Source organism: Metallosphaera javensis (ex Hofmann et al. 2022) (assembly GCF_022064045.1).
In the GTDB taxonomy this organism is placed as follows: domain Archaea; phylum Thermoproteota; class Thermoprotei_A; order Sulfolobales; family Sulfolobaceae; genus Metallosphaera; species Metallosphaera javensis.
This window is the reverse complement of sequence record NZ_JAKNCW010000017.1, coordinates 17,066-39,059: the sequence shown is the minus strand read 5'-3', so window position 1 is coordinate 39,059 and position 21,994 is coordinate 17,066. Positions and strand designations below refer to the sequence as shown.

Genomic DNA, 21,994 nt, shown 5'->3' with positions numbered 1-21,994 from the left:
AACAAGGATTTATCCTTCAGGGAATTCAAGTCACGCCTCTATCGTTAGAGCACCGTGATAGGGAACGTCAAATGCCCTGTTGACTAGAAGTCTGCTGTACATTTTCTTTATCATAACGTAAGTCCTGCTGAACGCTAACGCTGTTTTTGTCTCCTTCCCGTTGGTGTCAAACCTTAAGATACCGCCATCATCTCCTCCCTCCATAACGCACAGAACTCCGAGGGAGTACATGGGCAAATCCAATCCCCTAATCTCCTTTAGAACCGTGGACACTGCGTTCTCTGCTGAGATCATGGCTGCCCTCGCAGTTCTCGGGAAGGACGTTTGGGCAAGATCTCCAAGTGCAAATATTCTTTCATCCTTTCTGAAACTCGGCAATTTCACTTCAACGAACCCAGAGCTTCCGGCAATGCCCGTATCCCTCACAACCTTGGGCGCTGAGAGGGATGGGAGGACCGATATTACCTCAGCCTCCACCTCTTGCCCGTCATTCAGGATCACCATCCCCTTCCTTATTTCCTTTACGCTCTTTCCCTTCAAGAGCTGTATCCCTCTTCTCTCGAAATAGGAGTTCGCCTTTTCATGTACCCATTCCTGGGGAATTGGCCCAAACACTCCCTTGGGGCTTTGAGTTGCGAGGTAAACTTTCCTCTTGAGTCCCCTCTTTCTAGTTATGTACTCCGCTATGAGGGCTACCTGATACGAAGGCCCCTCTATGGGACTTCCTGGGGCGTTTCCCACGAACACGTCTCCCTCAGTGTTCCACAGGAGTTCCTTAAGCTTAAGGAAGCCATCTAGCGTGTGATGCATTACCGCGTTCTCATGTCCAGGAATCCTTCTGAAGTTCTCCTCATATCCTCCGCCAAGGGCGAGAAAGAGGTAATCGTAATCAAAGGTTCCCCTGTCCGTCTTAACCTCCCTGCTTTCCGGCAGGATCTGACTCACCCTGGCCTCAACGAAGTTAACTCCCTTCCTCTCCATGGCCAACTTAGCGTCAAACTCAGTCTCCTCTACCTTCACCTCATCCGTGAGAAGGAGCGGGAAAATTGTGTTCTCTCTCACCACCCTCGACTCTGAGATGACGGTTACCTCGTCCCCTAGAAATCTCCTCAGCTTGTGAGCTACCGTCAGCCCAGCGTAACCGGCACCAAGTATCAAGAATTTCATAAGATAAGATGAGATAAAGGAGAATTAATCTTTGTTGTTCCCAAATAGTTTAATATTCGCTCTCATAGTTTAGGTGTGTTAGCCTTCATTTCCAATCAAATCACCTCCGCAATTCTGGACGGTACTTCAGTGGTCTGGTTTCCAGTGCCTAAATTCGATTCTCCCTCAATTTTCTCCAAGCTGGTTGATGAAAGGGGAGGAGAGTTCTCCATACTCCCTGGTGAGGTTACGTACATGGCTCAGGAGTACAGGGATCCCATGGTTCTCACCACCTACGTTGAAACTGATCAGGGGAAAATGGTGATTCAGGATCTCATCCCCATAGGGGAGACAATTATCATCAGGAAGGTTGAAAGCGAATTCCCCTTCAAGGTTGTGTTCAACCCGATCTTCTACTACGGTTTATATAGACCCGTTCCAGATGGGAACAGAAGGATCAATCCCAGGGGAAGGGATTGCGTGGCCTTCCTTTACGAGTATGACGGAGAGGTGGAGGTGGAGAGCGATGATGTATGGAGGTTCTCCAGGGGAAGGGGATACCTGGTGGTAAATTACTCCTCCGATGCCAAGCACGGTCCAATGAGTGAAAGAACCTCTAGACTTTCCCTTGACTTCTCCAGGCCCTTTGAGAAGACCGTTGAGTACTGGAGGAGATCCTTACCGGCGTCCAAGGAATATCTAAGGGAACTCTACACCACCTCGGTGGCAGTCCTCCTGGGTTCAATTTACGCTCCTTCCGGTGGACCCATAGCGTCGCCAACCACCTCCCTACCTGAGGTAGTGGGTGACTCAAGGAACTGGGACTATCGCTTCGCGTGGATCAGGGACTCCTCCATAATAGCTGAGGCTCTCCTTGACGCCGATTACGTGGTTAAGGCCAGGGACATAATTAACTTCCTGCTCTCCCTGATCAATTTCTCGTCTAAACCCTTCTTTTACCCGCTCTATACCGTGGAGGGTACAATCCCTCCACCGGAGAAAAGACTTCCCTGGCTCTCTGGTTTCAGGAACTCCAGGCCTGTGAGAGTGGGAAACGGAGCGTCAACTCAGGTTCAGCTTGACGTGGAGGGCTTCTTCATGGCCTCCCTATATAAATACTTTGAGAGAACGGGGGACAGGGTTTACATCTACGACTCCCTGGAGAAGATTACCTATCTTGCTGACTGGGAGGCAGAGAACTGGAGAATGAAGGACTCTGGTATATGGGAGGACAGGGGAGAGCCAAGGCACTATATTCACTCCAAGATAATGATGTGGGTTGCAATGGACAGGGCGGGGAGGATTATGAATGCCCTGGGTATGAACGACCCTTGGAAGGAGAGAAGGGAGGAATTGCGATCCTGGATATTTGAAAATTCGGGAGAGTACTTCCCCAGATACGCAGGAAGCACAGAAGTGGATGCCTCCATCCTGTCCGCGCCTCTTTACGGATTCGTTGATGTAAATGATAAGTTGTTTCTCAACACTCTTCAGAGGATAGAGAAGGACCTAGTTAAGGACGGTTTTGTGAAGAGGTATTTATCGGACTTCATGGGGGAGGCGAAACATCCCTTCCTTCTCACCACGCTCTGGCTGGCCAGGGTTTACATAAGGCTGGGCGAGACAAGGAAGGCCAAGGACATCTTGGAAAGGCTGGATAAGGTATCTGGTACCCTTCATCTGCTGGGGGAGCACCTCGATACCTCTACCATGGAATTCACCGGAAACTTCCCACAGGTTTTCGTTCACGCCCAGGTGGTTTCAGCGCTCAGGGAACTGGAGCGTCTACAGTGAACCTTTGAGTTTCAGTTAAAAGAACATTATACTAAACTTTAAAAACTTTAAACACTACTAACCTGTATGGTCGTCAGGACAGGAGAACAATACCTTCAATCCATAAGTAATAGGTCCAAGGTTGAGATTTACGTGATGGGTAGGGAAGTCAAGGACGTGACAAAGCATCCCTTCCTTAAGCCCTCCGTTATGTCCTTTAAGGCTACCTTTGACGCTGCCTGGGAGGAGGATACTAAGGAGCTAGGTAGGGCATGGAGTCCCTACCTTGAGGAGGAGATCAACAGGTTCAATCACATTCACAGGTCTCCAGATGACTTGGCCGCTAAGGTCAAGTTACTTAGGAAGCTGAGCCATAAGACGGGCGCATGTTTCCAGAGATGTGTGGGATGGGATTCCCTGAACACCCTTCATATTGTGACCACAATGATGGCCAAGAAGGGGAAGACTGAGGTAAGGGACAGGTTTGTGGAGTACCTCAAGTACGTTCAGAAAAACGATCTAGCCTTGGCTGGAGCCATGACCGATGCTAAGGGCGTTAGGAATCTAAAACCAAGTCAGCAACCCAACAAGAACGCCTATCTCAGGATAACCGAGGTCACAAAGGATGGAATATACGTGTCAGGAGCCAAAGCCAACATAACGGGCGTTGCTGCAACCGAGGAGATGGTCGTGCTACCGACCAGGGCTATGGGACCTGAGGACAAGGATTACGCCGTTGCCTTTGCAATTCCCACGGACACCGAGGGAGTGAAGATAGTTGTGGGAAGGCAGTTAAACGATGCCAGGAGAATGGAAGAAGGGGAGATAGATGGGCTTCCTTACTTCTACAACCATGAGGGGTTGGTGATCTTCGATAACGTGTTCGTTCCCATGAACAGGGTTTTCCTAGCTGGGGAGTGGGAGTACACGGGCACCCTCGTGGAGATATTTTCCGCCTATCACAGGCAGGGATATGGTGGTTGCAAGGCTGGACTGGGAGACGTGATCATAGGGGCAAGCGCAGATCTGGCGAAGCAGATTGGAGTCGACAGAGCCTCTCACGTTCAGGATAAGCTCACAGAGATGATCTTCCTGACTGAGACAATGTATTCCGCAGGGATAGCTGCAAGTCTGAACGCCGTGAAGATGTGCGACAACTGCTGGTGGGTGAACCCCATGCATGCCAACGTCACAAAGCATCTGGTAGCGAGGTTCCCATCCCAGATTGCACAGCTTTCCATAGACCTTGCTGGAGGAATAGTAGGAACTGCCCCCAGCGAGTGGGACCTTAAGAACCCCAAGCTGAAAGAGTACATTTCCAGGTACCTTCAGGGGGCGGAGGACTTCACCGCTGAGGACAGGCTGAGGATGGTCAGGCTAGTGGAGAACGTGAGCATGGGAGTAGCATTCCAGATAGAGTCAGTTCACGGGGCTGGCAGTCCTGCCGCGCAGAGGATAATGTTCTCTAGGCTATACGATCTTAACTTCGCCCAGGAGGTTGCCAAGAGGCTGGCCGGGAGGAAGAGCGAGGTGAAGTTCACGAGTAAGGCGGAGCCCTGGAGAGAAAGCCAGTCTGAGGCAGAGGCCAAGGAGGTTGGCCTGAAGAGTTAAGATATCCTCTCGGGATGGGAGTACACGTTAAAACTTTTTCCTCTCACGAAACCTATCAGTGTTGCCCCGGAGCTTTCTGCGATTCTCACAGCGTAACTTGTTGGGGCCGAGATTCCGCTTATCACGGGAATTCCAGCCATTATCGCCTTGCTGACTATTTCATACCCAAGCCTTCCACTTACCTGAAGAATGCTCGAACTGGCTGGTAGCTTCCTCTCCATGATAAGTTTCCCCACAATCTTGTCCACGGCGTTATGCCTCCCCACGTCCTCAAATAGGAACTGCAGTTCTCCATCTCTCGTGAAGAGCCCAGCAGCGTGGAGACCTCCCGTCACATTAAAGACGTTCTGTTTCTCCCTTAACTTGTCGGGGAGGGAAACTATAACGTTCCTGCTCACAGTGGTACTGGTTGATAAAATGTCCAGAGTGTAGAGGAGAGCCCTCCCGCACACTCCACAGCTGGAATTCACCACAATTTGACGGGATTCTATCTTTTTCACGTCCCTTAGATATATCTCAATTCTGTTCAGTTCCTGCTTGACCTTGATCACGTCGTCTAGGGAGTCAATAACCCCCTCAGAGTAGAGGAATCCCAGGCTCAGCTCCTGGTCATTCCCAGGAGTTCGCATTACTATGGCGAAGGTCCTGCACTCCTGGTTGCATATCGTTATGTCCAGCGGTTCCTCCACTGCAACGTAATCCTCGTCCACCTCTTGATGCCCATCCCTCACCTTGACCAGGTTAACCTTGCTTACTTGCACTGCCTATCGCCCGAAGTATCTTCAGTAGAAGTAGTAGTCCTCTCCTAACATCAGGGTCATTAAACTCCTGCAATATCTTGGTGAGGGGTACGTCGTCCACCTCTTCATCCCCGTTAAGGACCGCATATATCACGTTCAATGTTCTGATCAGTCCTGTGTTCTGCTCCGTTAAGGAGGAGATGGTCACATCGAGGTTCTCCGCCAGCCCTGTCAGGAACGGGAGAATACCCGATCTGTTCAGGGCGTTCACTAACCTCAGGAACTGCTCCAGGGCCTCTCCGCTCTCCTGGAGCTGAGCCATCACTCTGTCAAGGGCTTGAACTCCTCTCTCATCCATTTCTTGGTCACCTCAATTCCCACCTGCCTCTTTCTTTCCTGAACGTGGAATCTCCAGTTATCTCTTGGTAGAGGGGTACCGCTTCCACTGGCCAGTTTCTCTATTACTACCGGCGTATCCTTATAGCCCGGAGTTCCGGAGGCCTTGTCAAACTCCTGCCCCGTCAGGTTATTCACTCCCTTAGAGGGTTCAGAGGCGAAAAGAGGTATAAACACTTCCTCTCCTGTGACCCTCTCGCTCACCAGCGCCCTTGCCTTGATCTCCCCGCCAAACTTTGACTTCACGAGCACCAGATCCCCGTTCCTTATGGAGTATCTCTCCGCCAGCTCCTTGGATATCTCCACGAACGTTTCTGGGAACTTTCTTCTGAGCCCTTCAACCCTTCCCGTCATGGTACCACCGTGAAAGTGTTCCAGGACTCTACCAGTGTTGACCACTATGGAGTGTACCTCATCCTTCAGAGGCCTGGGTTTCCATTCCAACGGGTAGAGGACAGCCTTTCCGTCTGGAGTCGCGAAGGAGTTAACGTAAAGAAGAGGAGTGTCTGTGCCGTCCTCATTTACAGGCCACACCAAACTGTTGAAACCCTCCAGTCGGGAGTAGGAGACGCCAGCAAACACGGGAGTCAACCTGGCTATTTCATCCATGATCTCCGATGGATGATGATAGGTCCAGTTTGCCCCCATTGCATTGGCTATCATCTGGATTATTTCCCAATCCGGTTTGGACTCTCCTAGGGGATCCATGGCCTTATATATCCTCTGTATCCTTCTCTCGGTGTTGACGAATGTTCCATCCTTCTCAAGGCTAGCTGCGGCCGGAAGTATGACGTCAGCCAGCCTCGCCGTCTCGGTCATGAACATATCCTGCACCACAAGGAAGTCCACGTTTTCAAGTGCCTTCCTGGTCAGGGGAGTCCCGCAATCCACCGTCACAGTGTCCTCCCCCACAACGTAGAGCGCGTGAATCTTTCCCTCCAGAACTCCCTCTATCATCTGAGGTATCTGGAGTCCTGGCTTCCTGTTCAGCGTAGTCATCCAAGCATCCTCAAACTTGGACATCACGCTCTCCTCCATTTTCTGATATCCCACCATGTAGTTAGGTAGACAACCGAAATCGCTCACTCCCTGAACGTTGTTATGACCTCTCATGGGGAATGCACCAGTCCCTGGCCTCCCGTAATTACCGGTGAGAAGGAGGAGATCAGATATGATTGTGGACGTATCAGCTCCACCCAGGTGCTGGGTCACGCCCATTCCCCACAGGACCGCTACTCCCTTTGCCTCATGTATCATCTCCGCCAGCCTGATTATCTGCTCCCTGGGAACTCCAGTCACGCTCTCCACGTAGTCCAGGGTAAAGCCCTTAATCGTCTCCTTGAACTCGTCTAAACCGTTCACCCTCTTGAGGAACTCATGATTTACCCAATCCCGATCCAGTATATACTTGGCCACACCTGCCAATACCGCTGCGTCGGTACCGGGCTTTGGTCTGATGAATAGGTCTGCCCTCTCCGCCATTTCGTGTTTCCTAACGTCTATCACGGCAATCTTAGCTCCCCTGATCTTCTGCGCCCTCTTGACCTTGCTCCCCACTACGGGATGACTCTCAGTGGTGTTATGGCCCACTATCAAGATAAGATCTGCGCTCTCTATGTCCCTTATTGTCCCGGAATCTCCTCCAATGCCCACGGTCCTCCACAACCCCACCGTCGCGGGGGACTGACAATACCTCGAGGAGTTATCCACGTTGTTGGTGCCTATCACGGCCCTCGCCAGCTTCTGCAGGAGGTAAGCCTCCTCGTTTGTCATCTTATCTGAGGCGATGAAGCCCAGGGAGTCAGGTCCATATCTCTCCCTGATCTCCTTGAACTTCTTTGCAACCAGCTGAATTGCCTCATCCCAGCTGGCCTCCCTGAAGTGATCTCCCTCCCTTATCAGCGGTTTGGTTATCCTGTCCGGACTGTTAACGAAGTCCCACCCGAACTTACCCTTAACGCAGGTCAGGATCCCGTTGGCGGGGGATTCAGGTTTGGGTTCCACTTTCAGTATTTTCCTGCCCTTAGTCCACACCTCAAAGGAACAGCCAACTCCGCAGTAGGTGCATACGGTTTTGGTCCTCTTGATCTGTGATTGCCTGGCCTTGGATTCCAGCTCACTCACCGTCATGAGCAGGCTGAAGTTGTCCTCCGCCTTACCCACTGCCTCAATGGTCTTCCTCTTGAGCTCAGGGTTGATCCACGTGAAGAGTCCAGCCTCACCCAGCATTCCCTTCTCCATTAGCGCGTTGACAGGGCAGACCGTGACGCAGGTCCCGCAATTTACGCAAGAGGAATTCCCAATTGGATTTCCACGATCCCACACCACTCTGGGAGGGTTCAGGCTCCAGTCTATCCAGATCACCTCGTTCACGGCAAAGTCCTGACATGCCTCAACGCATCTCCCACAAAGGATGCATTGTGCAGGATCGTAAACGTAGAAGGGACCCGTATCATCCAGGGAATAGGGTTTCTCCGTGTACCTCTGATGAAATACCCTCTCCTTTATTACCGCCTCATGCAGGGCACAATCCCCGTTATTGTTTTCACAGACCGTACAGTACAGCTTGTGATAACGAAGTATCCTGGAGATAGCTTCCCTCCTCATTTTTCTGGAGACTTCGTCATTGGTGGTTATCCTCATCCCCTCCTCAACCTTAGTGGAACAGGCCCTCTTCAATTTCCCATTAACCTGCACCAGGCACGTGTCACAGCTCTCCAGGGGAACGAGTCCCTCATTGAAGCAGACGTGGGGGACGTAGATGTTGTTTCTCTTCAGTACGCTAATGATGGTCTCCCCGGGATCGGCAGAGTATACTTTACCATTCACGCTCACCGTGAGAGACATGCCCTACTTCTCTTGGGTACATTTAAAAACATATCTCTATATTGTTGTTTAACTTTATATACATTTTATAAGCTTTACATAAATGCAGTGTGAAAATAGACAATTGATGATTTGAATTGAGTACTTTAAATGTATTTAATTGCCCATTTCTAGGCGATAACGTGGTCATTGAACACTTTACGATTTGAATGGTCTCTTCATTAAACATGGCTCATGGTCGCATGACTCATTTTAATTATTTTTATAAAAAAGTTTTTAGCTTATATTAATGACTTATCTATATGGACTCTAACTGGAATCAAATTCCTGAAGAAGTTAGATTTGGTATAAGGTATTTATCAGCCCATTTTTATCCCAAAAAGTATATGGCAAGATGGAGTATTCTGAGACCCCTCTCCATGAAGTTCGTGGGCAACGTGAGGGGATACTCGCCACAGCAGTATCAGGAGGAGCTTGAACATTTCGACTTCTTTGAGAGCTATTTCAGGGATGAACCATTCTCGGAGATTGAACTACCAGGTTCATACATCACGTTCTTTGATGAGCTGACCAAGGACTTTGAGAGCGGTGACATCCAGAGGATAGTGACCAGATTCCATCTCGTTACGGAGGGCATTCTTGCAACCACAGGGTTAAATATTCTGAGAAGTGTGGGAGAGAGGTACGGTTTGACCCAGTTCACGAGGGGGATAAAGCGCATCATAGAGGATGAAGCCAGGCACATTAACTTCGGTCTGGGGCTCATCACTGATAAGGGATTCGCGTTAAGGAGGCTGAACGAGATATATCCCGAGGCGGTGAAAATAGTATCCGACGGTAGGGTTCACCTTGAGGCCCTGGCACCCTTCAACGAGATAATGAACATGATGGAGGAGTTGAGGAGGGCCAGGGAAACTAGGTTGAAGGGATAACGGGCAAGAAGATGTTGACCGTGAAGATCCTGTCTTTACTAGTCGGTTACATCATTAAGCCAGGGTTGAACGAGTTCAAGCAGGTTATTGAACGTCCACCCAAACCTTAATAGTAAGTCCCTCGCCCTCTCCTCCCTCTCGTAAGGGTAAAATGTGCCAAGGATAGCCCTCCTCCTAGAAACATCTCCCGTATAGTCCCTTACATTAACGTAAACGTTTGTCTCGCGGAACAGCGGAGAGATCTCATCTCTGGGATCCAAAATTATTAAGTTCACGTCCAGTCCGTCATTCAGTGCCTCCAGCTCCTCTAGGCCAAGCGTCTTGGTGTAGAGATATATGTTAAGTTTCCTCCTGTTCACGTAATCCACGACCCTCTTGGCCTCCTTCAGGGCATATCCATGGTTTGCCGGGTTCAGAACTACTCCCGCAATTCCCTTGCTGATCTGCCTCTCAAGTTCAACCTCCACCGGTACTCTGCAACGCGGATTATAAATACCCAGCTGAATGAACCCCTTTCTTCCCTTGGACCAGAGGTACTGCTGGTAAAACCCATCCACGCAACATTGACATCCCAGCCTGTAGGACGGATTGAGAAGAACCAGATCCAGTCCAAGGTCTCTCTCGTATCCCCTGATCCCAACGTGCTGGATATCGACCATCATGAAAAACACTTTTTCCTATACATGGGGATGAGATCCTCCCTTCTCCTCCCCAGTGCACATCTTGAAGAAATCCTCCGACTCAAGTCTCTTGAGAACATATATTCCGTTCCGCTCGGTTATGAAGAAGAAGGATCCGTCATCCTCCAGTCTCTGTAAGAAGGTCTTATTGTCGTCGTCATACATGGTCATGGAGATCTCTCTTATTAACGCGTTAAGGTCCTCCGCCTTGGAGAAGGAAACGTGAGTGTTGGAGTCCACAACGTACATCACTGATTCAAGGCCAATATTCCTCGAGATCAAGTAAAGGAGCAGATCGGTGGTCTTTTTACTGGATACGATCACAAACCTCCTGTCCGCCATCTCCCTGCAGATCACGTCCTTCTTGCCATCCTTGGCATACTTGTAGGCCAGAAACACGAGAATATCAGTTCTCATAAGTCAATCTTGAGGGCTGACTAAATTAAGGTTTCTGTTTCGATTAATATCATTACCAATTTTCTGGCTGAACCCTCACGTGAGTGGGGTGGGAGGGATAACCTTCAGGGCCTCCTTAACGTGGGAGGTTGGACTCATCTGCGAGGAATAGATCAACCTTATCTTTCCCTCTGGATCAATCACGAAGGTTACTCTCCCGGGAATTAGAAGCCCCTTGGCTCCGTAGAGCTCCCTTATTCTATCTCCCTTATCGCTGATCAGGGTGAAGGGAAGACCGTACTTCTCCTTAAATCTCACGTGGGATTCGGGTGAGTCTCCGCTTACCCCCAGCACCACGGCGCCCCTCTTCAGGATCTCGTCCCAGTTCTCCTTGAAGCTCAGAGCCTCCGCCCTGCATCCCGGAGTGTCGTCCTTGGGGTAGAAATACAGAACAACATACTTGCCCCTGAAGTCCGAGAGCCTTACCTTCTCCCCCTTCTCGTTTACGCCCTCGAAATCTGGAGCCTGATCACCTACCTTCAGCTTCATATCGAAAGTTTCGAGAACTAGTTTAAAATGATTTGTTCAATGATGCTATCTAAGATTTTTAGAAAAATACATAAAATTAGTAAGAGAGCTAGTCAGCTGGCTTACCTGACTTTCCCGGTTATAACCTCACTCCATCCCCCAGCAGTAAGCATGTTCTCTCTGAGGTGTAATCCCCCCAAAAATCCTCGAGTTGTTTTCACGTTCTAACCTTTCTAAACCAGCTGTAAATTGCCCCCACCACCATCCATCCGGCGAAAGTGCCCACACCGATGAGGACGAAGGAGTTGACTGCGGTGGTAACTATATTGGCAAATATTACGAAGCCCAGTATCAGATTTATCACCGCAGTGAGGAGAATGTTCCATATGTTAAGCTTGCTGAACCTCTTCAGGATGAACAGAAGGCTTATGTTTGCTGTAAATATGGCGATCAGGAAACCGAAGGTGGTGGTGATTCCCACAGCTAGGAAGACGTTTGCAGGTCCTATCACCGCGGAGAATATCAGTGTATAGAGGAGGGAGAAAATAAGGGAGAAGATGATGGCAACGTGTGGTGTCCTGTTGTTATCGTGTATCCCCTCAAGTCTCTTGTCCAGAACTCCATCCCTGGCCATGGCGTAGACCACTCTGGAGACAGTATTGAAAAAGGTCACAGAATCTGTGAGCCCGCTGTTGATAAGCAGAATCGTCAGAATGAGTGCTAGAATGAAGCCTCCAAATCTCATTCCCAGAATAATACCGGGAACCAGCTCGTTGAAGAAGGATGACATGTCATTAACTCCCCATCCCACAGTGAAGGCCTCACTGGCCATCAGGTAAGTTATTCCCACGAGTAAGGCGCTCGTGAAAACCCCCTTGGTGATCGTGTTCTTGGGGTCCACCGCTTCCTCTCCCAGCACAGATGTGGTCTCATATCCAGCGAATGCCAGGAAGACAAAGGCCATACCCACGCCAACGTTGAAGGCGGAGGGAGGTGGTGCGTACTTGAGGGTGAAAGTTGCAGGATCTGGAGGTACCCTGGTGAAGATCAGTAGGGATGTGCCCAGGATGAAGGCTATTTCAAGGATGCTCATGGTCAGTGTGAACTTCAGGGATGGCCTTATACCCAAGTAGGATAGTATACCTCCAAATAAGGCAACCGCTACAACTAGAGGAGCCCAGATCCATCCAGGGGTGTTAACGCCCAAGACCTGAAGGGCTCCAGGAAGGAAAACCCCAATGGAAAGATAGATAAAAACTAGTGCCGTGAGGGCGTACAAAACGTAAGCCCAACCCACGAAATAGCCAACTTTCTTTCCTAACCCCTCAGAGATGAAAGCGTAAATTCCGCCCGCGCTCTGAACGTATCTGCTCGTTATTGATAGTCTTGTTGCATCAAGGAGAACGGCAACCGTAGCCAGAAGCACGGCAAGGGGAAGGGAACCGTAGGCATAAGCGGCTGCACCCGTAAGTGTGACAAGGCTCGCCATTGCAGGGGCCGCTCCACCAACTCCCTGAGCCACCACTTCTCTATATGAAACAGATCCCTTAGCAAGTTCTTTCTTGCTCATTTACAGCTAAGAAATCTGACTAGTATTTAAGCGTTTCATGAAAAAAGTGAACAGAGTTTAGAAGACCTGAACTCTGTGTAACATTTTATGGTAAGTTTAAATTTTATCATGAAAACACATTCTTGGTTGGGACCGGATACAAACACAGAAAAATTGAACATGAAAAAGTGAGTTGGGATTGCGATCTACTGGACCTGTTTTACTTCAACAGGAATTGGATTCTTGGCCAGATATAGTGCGGGACACTTTTTCTCAGCTCTATCCAGGATCCCGGAAAGGTCCTTATCGCTGATCACCTCTAGCACAAGCCTCTTTATTATTGGGCCTTCCTTGTCAGTGACCACTGGGGCTAGATCGTAGTATATATGACCCCTCACGCTGAGCTTCCCCATCGTTATCCCGGCCTGAGAGGCCTCTATAGCCAGAGTTGAGGCAAAGCAGGCCATTATCCCGAAGAGCACATAGCTCAGGGGAGTTCCGTGAACTCCCTGTCCCCCCAGAATCCTGGGTTCGTCTGCGGTGACAATTACTCTCGTGGTCTCGGTTTTCATTTCTGCGACAAACATCGGGGAGCCTTCCAGTCTGAACTCTCCCTCTATATGCCTCTCCATGGGAATTGATCCTTCCCTGGAGGCCCTCTCCCTCACTGCTGTCAGAGAGTCCTGGTCAATGTTATTAATCCTCATGTTAATCCTCCATAGCTATTACCCTGGCCATGGCGCCACTTCCCCTGCCCACCTTGATGGGGAGAGCCACTATGAGGTACTCCTTTCCGATTTCCAGCTGATCCAGATTGGCTAGGTCCTCTATCACCACAACCCCGTTACTCAGAAGTTTCTTGTGCACCCTGAAGTCCGTGTGATCGTACGGCTCAATTCCCAGAGTGTCTATACCCACCAGCTTAATTCCTCGGGACATGATGAACTCTGCCCCATCAAGCGATAGTCCGGGAAAGTCATAGAGGAACTCCCTGGTGAAGGCCCTCTTCTTGTCCCATCCTGTCCTTATCAGGATAGTCTTTCCGTCGTATTCAGGCTTCCATACCTCCTTCAGCGCCTCTGCGGTGATCTCCTTACCCTTTATCTTGGGAGATATGCAGTAGCCCCTGTTCACCAGGATATTTAGGTCAATCCTGTCCACCGTAACGCCATACTCGTCGAAATGATAGGGAGCATCTATATGTGTTCCAGTGTGTGTGGCAAAGGAGATTGTTTCCACGTTATATCCGTCCCTACTCATTATCCCAACTGGCCTTATCTCCACCATGGGATTGGTGGGCCATACAGGCATGAAGGGTTGGAGGGTTACGGTTAAGTCGAAAATTCTTTTTGGATTCATGGCATTATATTGTAGTTAAACTCCTAAAAAGCAATACGTAAGGTTCCATCACAGGTTGCTTCATTAAACCCTATCCTAAGCCCAGTTCGGTTTGTTGCGTATTTCACGTTAAAGGCTCCTCAAATACGCGATAATACAAGGATCCCCTTTTCTTCAGCTTCTTACACCTCGCGTACCATGGGCTTATCTTCTCCGCCTCCCTCATTGCGAACTCCTCTACCTCTTCAACAGGTTTATGAGCCAGTGTTTAGGAAATAAGGGGTCTAACATGATGCGTGTCAACCCCTCCTGGAGTTAATATATGGATTCTATGGTTACCTTGCTCATGGTGTGACATCGTGTTCCCATTAAAGTATTGCTGAAAATGATAGATCGATTTTGATCGTCTCACGTAGATTAACTAATTACAATTCGTAACGGAGACCTGAATGGCCATAACACATCTCTTACAGGTTTTAAACTTAAACTGGAATTATAATTCGTGGAGAGAGATTTAGTAAATGTCGATGAAAGTTACGTTCTAGCTAGGGTCATTGAGGCTATTAACGATTCCATTTTAGCCATTGACCTCTTTAAGAAGGGGATTACAAGGAATTCGGCAGGAAAGGCGTTCTCTTCGGTGAAGTTACTTCTCTCTGCGCTTGTGGTCAGGTATGAGGGCAAACTGATAGAACTGGGCAGTAACGAGGAGAAGACTTGGCTGAGGACGAAAGGGCACCTGGTTCCCACCTACTCAATGAAGATGCTGTCAAATTATTTTAAGAGAATTGGGATAAACATTGATATTTTAGTTGAGAAGGCGCTGGATCTTCACGAATATCAATACAACGGCTTCGAGCCTGATTTCTCTAGATATAGGAGAAAGGAGGACGTGAAAGCGGATCTAGTGGAGGTGGTGAGCCAGATTCCCGAACTTGTGGAGAAATATTTTTCAGATATCAGGGAGAGGGAGGTTGAACTACTGGCCGAGAGACTTAAAGAGGAACTGAAATCGCTCAGTTAAGGAAAGGCTTTACGCTAGATCTGGTAAATGATGGAGGCTTTAGATTTCCAATCTTGTTAAGTAATTCATACGCAATGTTTAGCCATAGACCTAACTCCTTAGTTCAAGATTGAAAAGAGTTCAGCAATAACGCGTTTACAGATATTAATGCATGGGCCATGAATGCCACATGGCTACGTACCTCGTGATACAAAATCATCCGGTTGAAGGATTAGGCACTTTAAAACAGTTTCTGGGATCGGGGATAGATATGATCACGATGAGCGCGGAAAACCTGACGGGTGGGGAAAGGTTCGACGGACTGATAATACTGGGAGGACCCATGGGGGTATACGAGATGGAGGAGTATCCCCAGCTCAGGATTGAACTCGAACTGATCAGGAGGGCCATCAAGGAGAATAAGAGAGTTCTAGGGATATGCCTCGGGGCCCAACTACTTTCCCACGCGCTGGGTGGCACAGTTGTGAAGGGTGGTCTAGGCCCGGAAGTCGGTGTTGGAAAGGTGAGGTTCACGGGGAGACTGGCGGAACTGCAAGAGGTTGAGGTTTTTCAGTGGCATGGGGACACCTTTTCTCTTCCTGAGGGATCAGAGCTTCTGGCATACAGTAACCGATACTTCCAGGCCTTCTATTTTAGGCGTGCTCTGGGCCTTCAGTTTCATGTGGAGGTTAACGCGAGAATGGTTGAAGAGTGGATCAGGACGTATGGTGGTGATCCCGGCTTGACGAGAGAGGTGGAGAAAAGGGAGGATCACTTCATGAGAATAGCCCGTTACTTGGTGGAGTGGTGGTTAAGGCTCTAAACTGGTTTTTGCCTGGTGCGCAGGGGCTTTCCGCAAAGTTTTGCCGTCGCATATCTTTCAAGGTAAAAACCGGGTTACATCCTGCCTGCCAATCCCCAGTCTCTCGATACGAAACATTTTTAGTGCAGTTTGACCAGCTAAACCCTAGTGAAGCCAGTTTGACCATCAGGGTGGAAGTGGGGAAGAAGGGGTACTTGATAATCCCCAAGAGTGTGAGGGATCTCCTGGGAATCAATGAGGGTGACACCCTCGAACTGAGGGTCGAGGACGGAAAAATAATTCTGGAGAGGGAGAGGAACGTTGATTTCAAGGAACTTGAGAGGAAATTTGAGGAACATGGCAGGAAGATAGCCTACGCAAGGAAGGCACAACTGGGAGACCTGAAGGGTCTCTCCCTGGAAGAGGAGTTCCAAGATTGATATTTCTGGACGCAAACTTTCTCGTATATCTTAACCTAAACGTGGATCCGGTAAAGAGGTTCTATCTGAAACTTCTGTCCAGCGAGAGTCTTGCCCTGGACGCGCTTGTGCTGGATGAGGTTATTTACGTCTCAAGGAAAAAGTATCAGGTTGACTTTAGCGACACCGTGGAGTTCCTGGATCAGCTCGTTCTACCCTATGTGACCCTGCTCCCCATTACCCTGAGGGAGTACGAGGTGGGTAAGGGAATAATGCTAAGGTACTCCATTCCTCCCTCCGATGCCCTTCACGTGGCGGTGATGCTGAATAACTCCATAAAGAGAATACTAACGGAGGATTCCGACTTCGACAGGATTCAGGAGGTATCTAGGATCTGGATTGAGTGATCCTCTGCTCATCTTTTATACCCTTTTTTGCTCTACTTTTCTAACTTGAAAGTTCTCGCGATCGTGGACTTCGGCCTCGTGGAACACAGCGGTGGATATCAGAGAAACCTGGAGATGATGAGGAGACTGCCCTCTTATCTGGACATGGATATCGTGCCCTCCCTGAGGAACGTGAGGCTGGCCCTGAATGGGCACAGGGATGAGCTCCTCTCCATCCTGAGGGATCTGGGGGCATGGAGTTCCTTGGATGCCGTGAGGGAGGCCAGCTCGGAGGAGGAGTTCACACAACGATTGAACCGCGATAAGTATGACATGGCCCTCGTTTACAGCAACTCGGGGGAAAATGTGGAGCTGGCCTCAAAGCTGACAAGTTCTCCAGTGGGAGTCCAGCTTCAACTGGAGCCGTTCTATAGGGATCTCTCCACCCTCTTCAGGATCAAGTTTAGAGGTCCCACGGGAAGGGCGCTTGATCGATTCCAGAGGGCCGTGCAGGAATCGAGGAGGGAGGAGAGAACCTGGTTATCCCTGATAAGGGCAAGAAAGTTGAACTTCACCATCTCCGTGAGTAGGGTACCCCTCGCCTATTCAGGTCTGAATGGCTTAATTCCGTACGACGTCACAATTCCTGGAAACGCCATAGACCCTGGCATCAGGAGATTCAGAAGGGAAAAGGAGGATTATGCCGTTTACTTCACCAGATTGATCCCGGAGAAGGGACTTTTTGATGTCCCCCTCATCTGGAAAAAGGTGAATGAGCGCAAAGACATGAGGCTGTATGTCATGGGTCAATTCCTGGACGAGGAGGATGAGGAGGATTTCATGAGACTTATTCAAAGGCTCAACGTTAACGTGGAGTATCTGGGCTTCAAGACAGGGAGGGATCTGTATGAGATGGTTGCCGGAGCACAGTTCACCTTGTACCCCTCCCATTACGACAGTTTCTCCCTTGTGGTACTGGAATCGCTGGCTCTGAACACTCCCGTGGTTGCATATGATACGCCCGCCATAAGGGAGGTATATCAGGGAGTTAAGGGTGTCAGCACTGTGGAAGAGGACAATTTAACCGGTATGGCATCCCTCTGCTTGAAGCAAGGAGAGGTCAACGTCATCTTCCCTGAAATTTATTCCTCCTGGGACAAGGTGGCTCTGGCAGAAATTGAGTCCATCAATAAGATGGCCAAGACATTTTCCCTTCCGGGAGTATACTGACGTCCTGGAGCTGTTGCCTTCTCAAGGAATCCCACCTGGAAAGGAATTTGACAGTCCATCATTTCAAAACGTCGTAACTTGCTTTCATCCCTGATGAGCAGGTCTTACCACCTCTCCGTAGCGAAATCCTTTTAATATGGATAGGCTATCCAGCCACATGATCAGGAGTAAAATTGGTGTATTTTACGTCCTGAACCTGACCGTGATCGCGATCCTGTTTTTTGAACTTGTAAGGATTTCGCAGGAGGCAAGATCATCCTCTGTCTCCTTTTTCTCGCTGGGAGTTCTCGCGTTCTTCCTCGGATTGAGGCACGCGGTGGATGCAGATCACCTTGCAGCAATAGACAACTCCGTGAGGAAGCTGACGCAGGAGGGAAAGAGCTCACTGCTGGTGGGAACGTTCTTTTCCCTGGGGCACTCCACTGTGGTCTTCCTCCTCTCCCTAGGACTGGTGCTCACCACGCGACTGGTGGAGGGAAGCATACCTAGTCTGGAGAGGATAGGTTCCATTGTGGGAACTTCCGTGAGCGGGGGAGTTCTCTACCTGCTGGGTTTCCTGAACTTCTTCGTTGCCCTAGAAATATATCAACTGTACAAGGGAATGATGAGGGGAGAGGTGGACAACGAAAGGGTGGAGAACGTACTGCAGAAGAGAGGATTGATGGGAAGGTACTTCAGGAGGCTATTCTCGTTAATAAGGAATCAGTATTACCTCTATCCCATAGGTTTCCTGTTCGGGCTCGGGTTTGATACTGCCTCCGAGACCGCGCTTCTGGCGATCACCGCCACCTCCTCCGGGCTGTTCAGCAATGTCTCAGTGTGGTATGCCCTCCTGTTTCCAGCCCTGTTTGCAGGAGGGATGACACTCATAGACTCCACGGATGGATTCTTCATGAACGGGGCGTACAGATGGGCCTTCGCTGGAGATCCCCTCAGAAAGGTGTGGTATAACCTCACCATGACCGTGATCTCGGTAATGGTCGCCTTCCTGATAGGTTCACTGGAGCTTCTGGGCCTCCTTCAATCTGAGCTGGACCTTCAGGGAGGAATCTGGAGCTGGATTGCATGGGTTAATGGAGGGACGGAGTGGGGCTATGTGGGCATCTTCATCGTGTCTGTGTTCGTGGCCGTGTGGAGCATTTCTGCAGTGGTCTACAGGGTAAGGGTGAGCAGGGTCTCCAGGTCCTTCAACAGGTAAACCCTTTTATCTTGATCCCGTGACAGGAATTGAGTTGAAGGTTCTCGTCATCGCGCCTCATCCAGATGATGAAACCCTGTGTTGTGGGGGATCAATTCTGCGTTATGTGAGAAGGGGTGACGAAGTTCACGTTGCAGTGGTTACGGATGGAAGATACGGGGCACCACGTGAGGATTTAAGGGGGAAGAATGAGCTCGTCCAGCTCAGGAAATCCGAGCTGTACAGGGCAGTGGGCAGGCTCGGGCTAAAACCAGGTGATGTAACCTTCCTGGGATTTGAGGATGCGCATGTAAGGCTCAAGGCAGGCGAAGTGGAGTATGCTCTTAGGGACCTGATGAGGGCCTGGAACCCATCGGTGGTCTATTCACCCCTTCCCCACGATGGTCATCCAGATCATTCGGAGGTGGGAAGGATTGTGATGAGGTTAGGTGTCCCGGCAAGGTTCTACCTGATCTGGCTTCCCAGGGGAACTAGAAAAATAGAACTGCTTCAACTTAGAAACTGGAGAAGGGTTAGGGTGGACATATGTAAGCACAGGGAAACCAAGATTGGGGCAATTAACGAGTACAGATCGCAATTAGGAGGCCTTGGTAAGATCCTTGAGAGATTAACCGGAAGGTTTGAAACATTCTACGTTAACGCTTCCCTCCACTTAACCTGAAACCATGACTGAAATGACCAAGTGACCATTTCACTTCCCTCGCTAGTAGTTTCTCCACGTCCCTCCCACAACCCACACGGGTTCCTCCACCACGTCCAGTGCCACGGGATCGCTCTTCAACTCCTCTAACACCTTCTCGTCAACCTCCACCCCAATTCCAGGTCTTTCTGGAACCCTGACCCTTCCCATCTCCACGGGAGTTCCATTCTTCACCAGATCTCTCTTCCACTGGGGGAACCAGTCGTAGAAGTTTTCCAGCAGGAGCAGGTTGGGAATAACGGAGGCCAGCTGAATGGACACAGCGTTCTGTATGGAACCAAAGGCGTTGTGGAAGGCAACCTCAACGTCAAAGGCCTCGGCCAGCGACGCTACCTTCCTGCCCACTGTAACTCCCCCAATGTTGGTTAGATCGGGCTGTAACACGTCCACCAGTCCCTCCTTCAGGTAAAGAAGGGTCTCCTTCAGGCTCACAAGCCTTTCACCCATGGCCACCTTCAGGTTAGAGTGCATCCTGTACTTCCTGTATCCCTCCACGTCCTCATGATGAACAGGCTCCTCAGCGAACAGGGGCCTGTACTTTTCAAGTCTTCTTGAGATCTCAATGGCCGAGTTGGCGTTAAACCTCCCGTGATGTTCGATCATAATCTCAACCTCATCGCCCACTGCCTCCCTTACTGCCTTCACCCTGGCTTCAGCCTGGTTAAGTCCACGTTCATCTATCCAGTCGTAATAGGGACCGAAGGGATCGAACTTCATGGCCCTGTATCCCATCTTCACCACTTCCTTTGCCTCCCTGGCGAAGTCCTCCGGCGTTACGCAATCCCTATACCACCCATTGGCGTAAACGGGCACATGATCCCTGAACTTCCCTCCAAGTAACTTATGAAGGGGAGCGCCCAGTTCCTTTCCCACCAGATCCCAGAGCGCAATGTCCAGTGCACTGGTCGCGGTGGCGGACTCAAAGGACCTGCTCAGGTAGAAGTCCTGCTTATACCATTCGTGGTAGTTTCTCTCAACGCTTTCCACCTCCTTTCCCAGATAGCCCTTACTCACCTGTTGAATTGCGCTGAATACTGGCTTTACCCTTAACGTGGGCACGGCCTCTCCATATCCCACCATACCATCACTGGTCGTTACCCTCACCACAATCATGGTGGAGGCCCAGGTGGCAGATCCCTTTTCCTTTGAGGAGAGAGCGAACGGAGTAATCTCTTGGATTTTCATAACTAGAATGCTTCGCAATAAGTAATATACTTTCCAGTCTCATTACTCAATCAAATCTTTGATAATAAGATTTTAAATGTTCTTGGCATAACAATTTTCATGGTTTTTGAAAGCATGGGGGTGGTTCCTTGAACAGGAACCTCAAGGCAATAAAGTGGTTCATAAACACTCAGCTTCTTGGGAAATGGTACAGCGTCGCCTACGCCACGTTCAAGGTAACCTCCCACTGCAACCTCAGATGCACCTTCTGCAATCCCTCCTACTACTCCGGGACGCTGGAGGAGGCAAGTACTGAACAGCTCAAGAGAGTCATTGACAATTTGAGGTCCACCGTGGTGGTTTTATCCTTTGAGGGTGGAGAACCCACGACCAGGCCAGACATCCTAGAACTCCTGGAGTACGCCCACGACGGCTCATTTTACGTGATGTTAACCACCAACGGATACAAGCTGAACGATCCGGACTTTCTGACCAAGTTATCCGAGAGGATAGACTTTCTCCACTATTCAATTGACGAATATCACTGGAACGTAAAGGCCTTCGACACGCTCTGCAAATTCAGGGAATATGGCCTGAAGGTTAACGTTCAGACCGTGGTCACAAGGTATAACATCGATAAGCTTGAGGAGAAGGTGAGAAAGGTCAGGGAATGCGGTTACAAGATCCTCCTAATGCCTGCAGTGGATTACCCGGACTCCAAGGTTAAGCTGGCCCCAGACCGGGAGAAGTATTTCCAGGTTCTCTCCTATCTCAAGAAGAAGTACGGCTCAACTCTAAACAACTCCTGGGGATTTATACGTGCTGTGGGTGGGGAACTTCCCAGCAAGTTAACGAGTTATGCCATCACGGTATATCCCAACGGTGACCTACCCTACCCGGATGACGTTAACGGGGAAATAATAGGTAACCTCATCAGAGACAGGCTGGAGGACCTTCTCAGTTCAAGAAGGGCTGAGGAGCTGAGAAAGAAGATGCTGGAGGACGTGGCCAGATATGAGTACCTCCACCTCCAGACGGCTTCCTTCAACAGTTTGAGAGATCTGGCAGAGTATGTGAGGGAAATGGGCAAGTGGGCCTTTACGGGAAGGGCGTGATAAAGTTGAAGTGCCCCACATTCGGGTTTCCCCCAAAAGATAAAGCCAAGTTGGAGACATTT

The 21,994-nt window shown here is 49.7% G+C and carries 22 protein-coding genes; 11 read left to right on the top strand and 11 right to left on the bottom strand.

Annotated elements, in window-relative coordinates:
• Window positions 1-30: 30 nt before the first annotated feature.
• The gene (locus tag L3N51_RS10010; protein ID WP_238027081.1) at window positions 31-1,167 is read right to left on the bottom strand and encodes an NAD(P)/FAD-dependent oxidoreductase; all 1,137 of its coding nucleotides are present in this window, start codon (window positions 1,165-1,167) and stop codon (window positions 31-33) included.
• A gap of 75 nt (window positions 1,168-1,242) precedes the next feature.
• Between L3N51_RS10010 and treH1 the strand changes: the two genes are divergently transcribed.
• Together treH1 and L3N51_RS10000 are read left to right on the top strand one after the other, a co-directional pair.
• Complete coding sequence (treH1, locus tag L3N51_RS10005; RefSeq protein WP_238027080.1) at window positions 1,243-2,940, top strand: alpha,alpha-trehalase TreH1; 1,698 nt, start codon at window positions 1,243-1,245, stop codon at window positions 2,938-2,940.
• A 66-nt stretch (window positions 2,941-3,006) separates the two neighbouring features.
• Window positions 3,007-4,530 carry a 4-hydroxyphenylacetate 3-hydroxylase family protein gene (locus L3N51_RS10000; RefSeq protein ID WP_238027079.1) on the top strand — a complete coding sequence of 508 codons (1,524 nt, stop codon included), beginning with the start codon at window positions 3,007-3,009 and terminating at the stop codon, window positions 4,528-4,530.
• Here L3N51_RS10000 and fdhD read toward each other — a convergent pair.
• From fdhD to fdhF, 3 genes are read right to left on the bottom strand one after another with little or no spacing between them, the layout of a single operon-like run.
• Window positions 4,527-5,291: a formate dehydrogenase accessory sulfurtransferase FdhD gene (gene fdhD, locus L3N51_RS09995; RefSeq protein ID WP_238027078.1), complete on the bottom strand. Its 765-nt coding sequence runs from the start codon at window positions 5,289-5,291 to the stop codon at window positions 4,527-4,529. The two genes, L3N51_RS10000 and fdhD, sit on opposite strands and share 4 nt — an antisense overlap.
• Window positions 5,272-5,628 carry a DUF1641 domain-containing protein gene (locus L3N51_RS09990; protein ID WP_238027077.1) on the bottom strand — a complete coding sequence of 119 codons (357 nt, stop codon included), beginning with the start codon at window positions 5,626-5,628 and terminating at the stop codon, window positions 5,272-5,274. The genes fdhD and L3N51_RS09990 overlap by 20 nt, the downstream gene beginning before the upstream one ends.
• Window positions 5,592-8,513, bottom strand: a complete 2,922-nt coding sequence (gene fdhF, locus L3N51_RS09985; protein WP_238027076.1) for a formate dehydrogenase subunit alpha — start codon at window positions 8,511-8,513, stop codon at window positions 5,592-5,594. The genes L3N51_RS09990 and fdhF overlap by 37 nt, the downstream gene beginning before the upstream one ends.
• Window positions 8,514-8,794: 281 nt before the next feature.
• On the opposite strand from fdhF, the gene L3N51_RS09980 reads away from it, so the two are divergent.
• Window positions 8,795-9,424 carry a hypothetical protein gene (locus L3N51_RS09980; RefSeq protein WP_238027075.1) on the top strand — a complete coding sequence of 210 codons (630 nt, stop codon included), beginning with the start codon at window positions 8,795-8,797 and terminating at the stop codon, window positions 9,422-9,424.
• A 38-nt stretch (window positions 9,425-9,462) separates the two neighbouring features.
• On the opposite strand, the gene L3N51_RS09975 is transcribed toward L3N51_RS09980, so the two are convergent.
• The 6 genes from L3N51_RS09975 to L3N51_RS09950 all read right to left on the bottom strand — a co-directional run bounded on the left by L3N51_RS09975 (window position 9,463) and on the right by L3N51_RS09950 (window position 13,936).
• Window positions 9,463-10,086, bottom strand: a complete 624-nt coding sequence (locus tag L3N51_RS09975; protein WP_238027074.1) for a hypothetical protein — start codon at window positions 10,084-10,086, stop codon at window positions 9,463-9,465.
• 15 nt (window positions 10,087-10,101) lie between these two features.
• Window positions 10,102-10,521, bottom strand: coding sequence for a hypothetical protein (locus tag L3N51_RS09970; RefSeq protein WP_238027073.1), 420 nt, complete (start codon window positions 10,519-10,521; stop codon window positions 10,102-10,104).
• Between the two features lie 75 nt (window positions 10,522-10,596).
• The gene (locus L3N51_RS09965; protein ID WP_238027072.1) at window positions 10,597-11,049 is read right to left on the bottom strand and encodes a peroxiredoxin; all 453 of its coding nucleotides are present in this window, start codon (window positions 11,047-11,049) and stop codon (window positions 10,597-10,599) included.
• 196 nt (window positions 11,050-11,245) lie between these two features.
• On the bottom strand, window positions 11,246-12,598 hold the full coding sequence (locus L3N51_RS09960) for an APC family permease (protein WP_238027071.1): 1,353 nt from the start codon (window positions 12,596-12,598) through the stop codon (window positions 11,246-11,248).
• 185 nt (window positions 12,599-12,783) lie between these two features.
• On the bottom strand, window positions 12,784-13,284 hold the full coding sequence (locus tag L3N51_RS09955) for an OsmC family protein (protein ID WP_238027070.1): 501 nt from the start codon (window positions 13,282-13,284) through the stop codon (window positions 12,784-12,786).
• A 1-nt stretch (window position 13,285) separates the two neighbouring features.
• Window positions 13,286-13,936: a cyclase family protein gene (locus L3N51_RS09950; RefSeq protein WP_238027069.1), complete on the bottom strand. Its 651-nt coding sequence runs from the start codon at window positions 13,934-13,936 to the stop codon at window positions 13,286-13,288.
• Window positions 13,937-14,417: 481 nt separating this feature from the next.
• Between L3N51_RS09950 and L3N51_RS09945 the strand changes: the two genes are divergently transcribed.
• From L3N51_RS09945 to L3N51_RS09915, 7 genes are all read left to right on the top strand, one after another.
• Entirely contained in the window at window positions 14,418-14,939 is a 522-nt protein-coding gene (locus L3N51_RS09945; RefSeq protein WP_238027068.1) for a PaREP1 family protein, read from the top strand.
• Window positions 14,940-15,108: 169 nt separating this feature from the next.
• Window positions 15,109-15,741 (top strand): type 1 glutamine amidotransferase, encoded by a 633-nt coding sequence (locus L3N51_RS09940; RefSeq protein WP_238027067.1) that lies wholly within the window; start codon window positions 15,109-15,111, stop codon window positions 15,739-15,741.
• Window positions 15,742-15,899: 158 nt separating this feature from the next.
• Window positions 15,900-16,160 (top strand): AbrB/MazE/SpoVT family DNA-binding domain-containing protein, encoded by a 261-nt coding sequence (locus L3N51_RS09935; RefSeq protein ID WP_238027066.1) that lies wholly within the window; start codon window positions 15,900-15,902, stop codon window positions 16,158-16,160.
• Window positions 16,157-16,546: a type II toxin-antitoxin system VapC family toxin gene (locus L3N51_RS09930; RefSeq protein ID WP_238027065.1), complete on the top strand. Its 390-nt coding sequence runs from the start codon at window positions 16,157-16,159 to the stop codon at window positions 16,544-16,546. The genes L3N51_RS09935 and L3N51_RS09930 overlap by 4 nt, the downstream gene beginning before the upstream one ends.
• Window positions 16,547-16,591: 45 nt before the next feature.
• Complete coding sequence (locus L3N51_RS09925; protein WP_238027064.1) at window positions 16,592-17,755, top strand: glycosyltransferase family 4 protein; 1,164 nt, start codon at window positions 16,592-16,594, stop codon at window positions 17,753-17,755.
• Window positions 17,756-17,912: 157 nt separating this feature from the next.
• Complete coding sequence (locus tag L3N51_RS09920; RefSeq protein ID WP_238027063.1) at window positions 17,913-18,953, top strand: HoxN/HupN/NixA family nickel/cobalt transporter; 1,041 nt, start codon at window positions 17,913-17,915, stop codon at window positions 18,951-18,953.
• A 34-nt stretch (window positions 18,954-18,987) separates the two neighbouring features.
• Window positions 18,988-19,614 (top strand): PIG-L deacetylase family protein, encoded by a 627-nt coding sequence (locus L3N51_RS09915; protein ID WP_238027061.1) that lies wholly within the window; start codon window positions 18,988-18,990, stop codon window positions 19,612-19,614.
• A 42-nt stretch (window positions 19,615-19,656) separates the two neighbouring features.
• Here the strand turns inward: L3N51_RS09915 and L3N51_RS09910 are convergent, their stop codons facing one another.
• Complete coding sequence (locus tag L3N51_RS09910) at window positions 19,657-20,838, bottom strand: mandelate racemase/muconate lactonizing enzyme family protein (protein ID WP_238027051.1); 1,182 nt, start codon at window positions 20,836-20,838, stop codon at window positions 19,657-19,659.
• Between the two features lie 128 nt (window positions 20,839-20,966).
• On the opposite strand from L3N51_RS09910, the gene L3N51_RS09905 reads away from it, so the two are divergent.
• Window positions 20,967-21,932, top strand: coding sequence for a radical SAM/SPASM domain-containing protein (locus tag L3N51_RS09905; RefSeq protein ID WP_238027035.1), 966 nt, complete (start codon window positions 20,967-20,969; stop codon window positions 21,930-21,932).
• Window positions 21,933-21,994 lie beyond the last annotated feature (62 nt).

Coding starts and splice junctions, on each gene's coding strand:
- L3N51_RS09910 (WP_238027051.1), bottom strand. CDS start 20,838: ATGAAAATCCAAGAGATTACTCCGTTCGCTCTCTCCTCAAAGGAAAAG.
- L3N51_RS09955 (WP_238027070.1), bottom strand. CDS start 13,284: ATGAGGATTAATAACATTGACCAGGACTCTCTGACAGCAGTGAGGGAG.
- L3N51_RS09975 (WP_238027074.1), bottom strand. CDS start 10,086: ATGATGGTCGATATCCAGCACGTTGGGATCAGGGGATACGAGAGAGAC.
- L3N51_RS09970 (WP_238027073.1), bottom strand. CDS start 10,521: ATGAGAACTGATATTCTCGTGTTTCTGGCCTACAAGTATGCCAAGGAT.
- fdhF (WP_238027076.1), bottom strand. CDS start 8,513: ATGTCTCTCACGGTGAGCGTGAATGGTAAAGTATACTCTGCCGATCCC.
- L3N51_RS09960 (WP_238027071.1), bottom strand. CDS start 12,598: ATGAGCAAGAAAGAACTTGCTAAGGGATCTGTTTCATATAGAGAAGTG.
- L3N51_RS09940 (WP_238027067.1), top strand. CDS start 15,109: ATGGCTACGTACCTCGTGATACAAAATCATCCGGTTGAAGGATTAGGC.
- L3N51_RS09950 (WP_238027069.1), bottom strand. CDS start 13,936: ATGAATCCAAAAAGAATTTTCGACTTAACCGTAACCCTCCAACCCTTC.
- L3N51_RS10010 (WP_238027081.1), bottom strand. CDS start 1,167: ATGAAATTCTTGATACTTGGTGCCGGTTACGCTGGGCTGACGGTAGCT.
- L3N51_RS09980 (WP_238027075.1), top strand. CDS start 8,795: ATGGACTCTAACTGGAATCAAATTCCTGAAGAAGTTAGATTTGGTATA.
- L3N51_RS09965 (WP_238027072.1), bottom strand. CDS start 11,049: ATGAAGCTGAAGGTAGGTGATCAGGCTCCAGATTTCGAGGGCGTAAAC.
- L3N51_RS09920 (WP_238027063.1), top strand. CDS start 17,913: ATGATCAGGAGTAAAATTGGTGTATTTTACGTCCTGAACCTGACCGTG.
- L3N51_RS09990 (WP_238027077.1), bottom strand. CDS start 5,628: ATGGATGAGAGAGGAGTTCAAGCCCTTGACAGAGTGATGGCTCAGCTC.
- L3N51_RS10000 (WP_238027079.1), top strand. CDS start 3,007: ATGGTCGTCAGGACAGGAGAACAATACCTTCAATCCATAAGTAATAGG.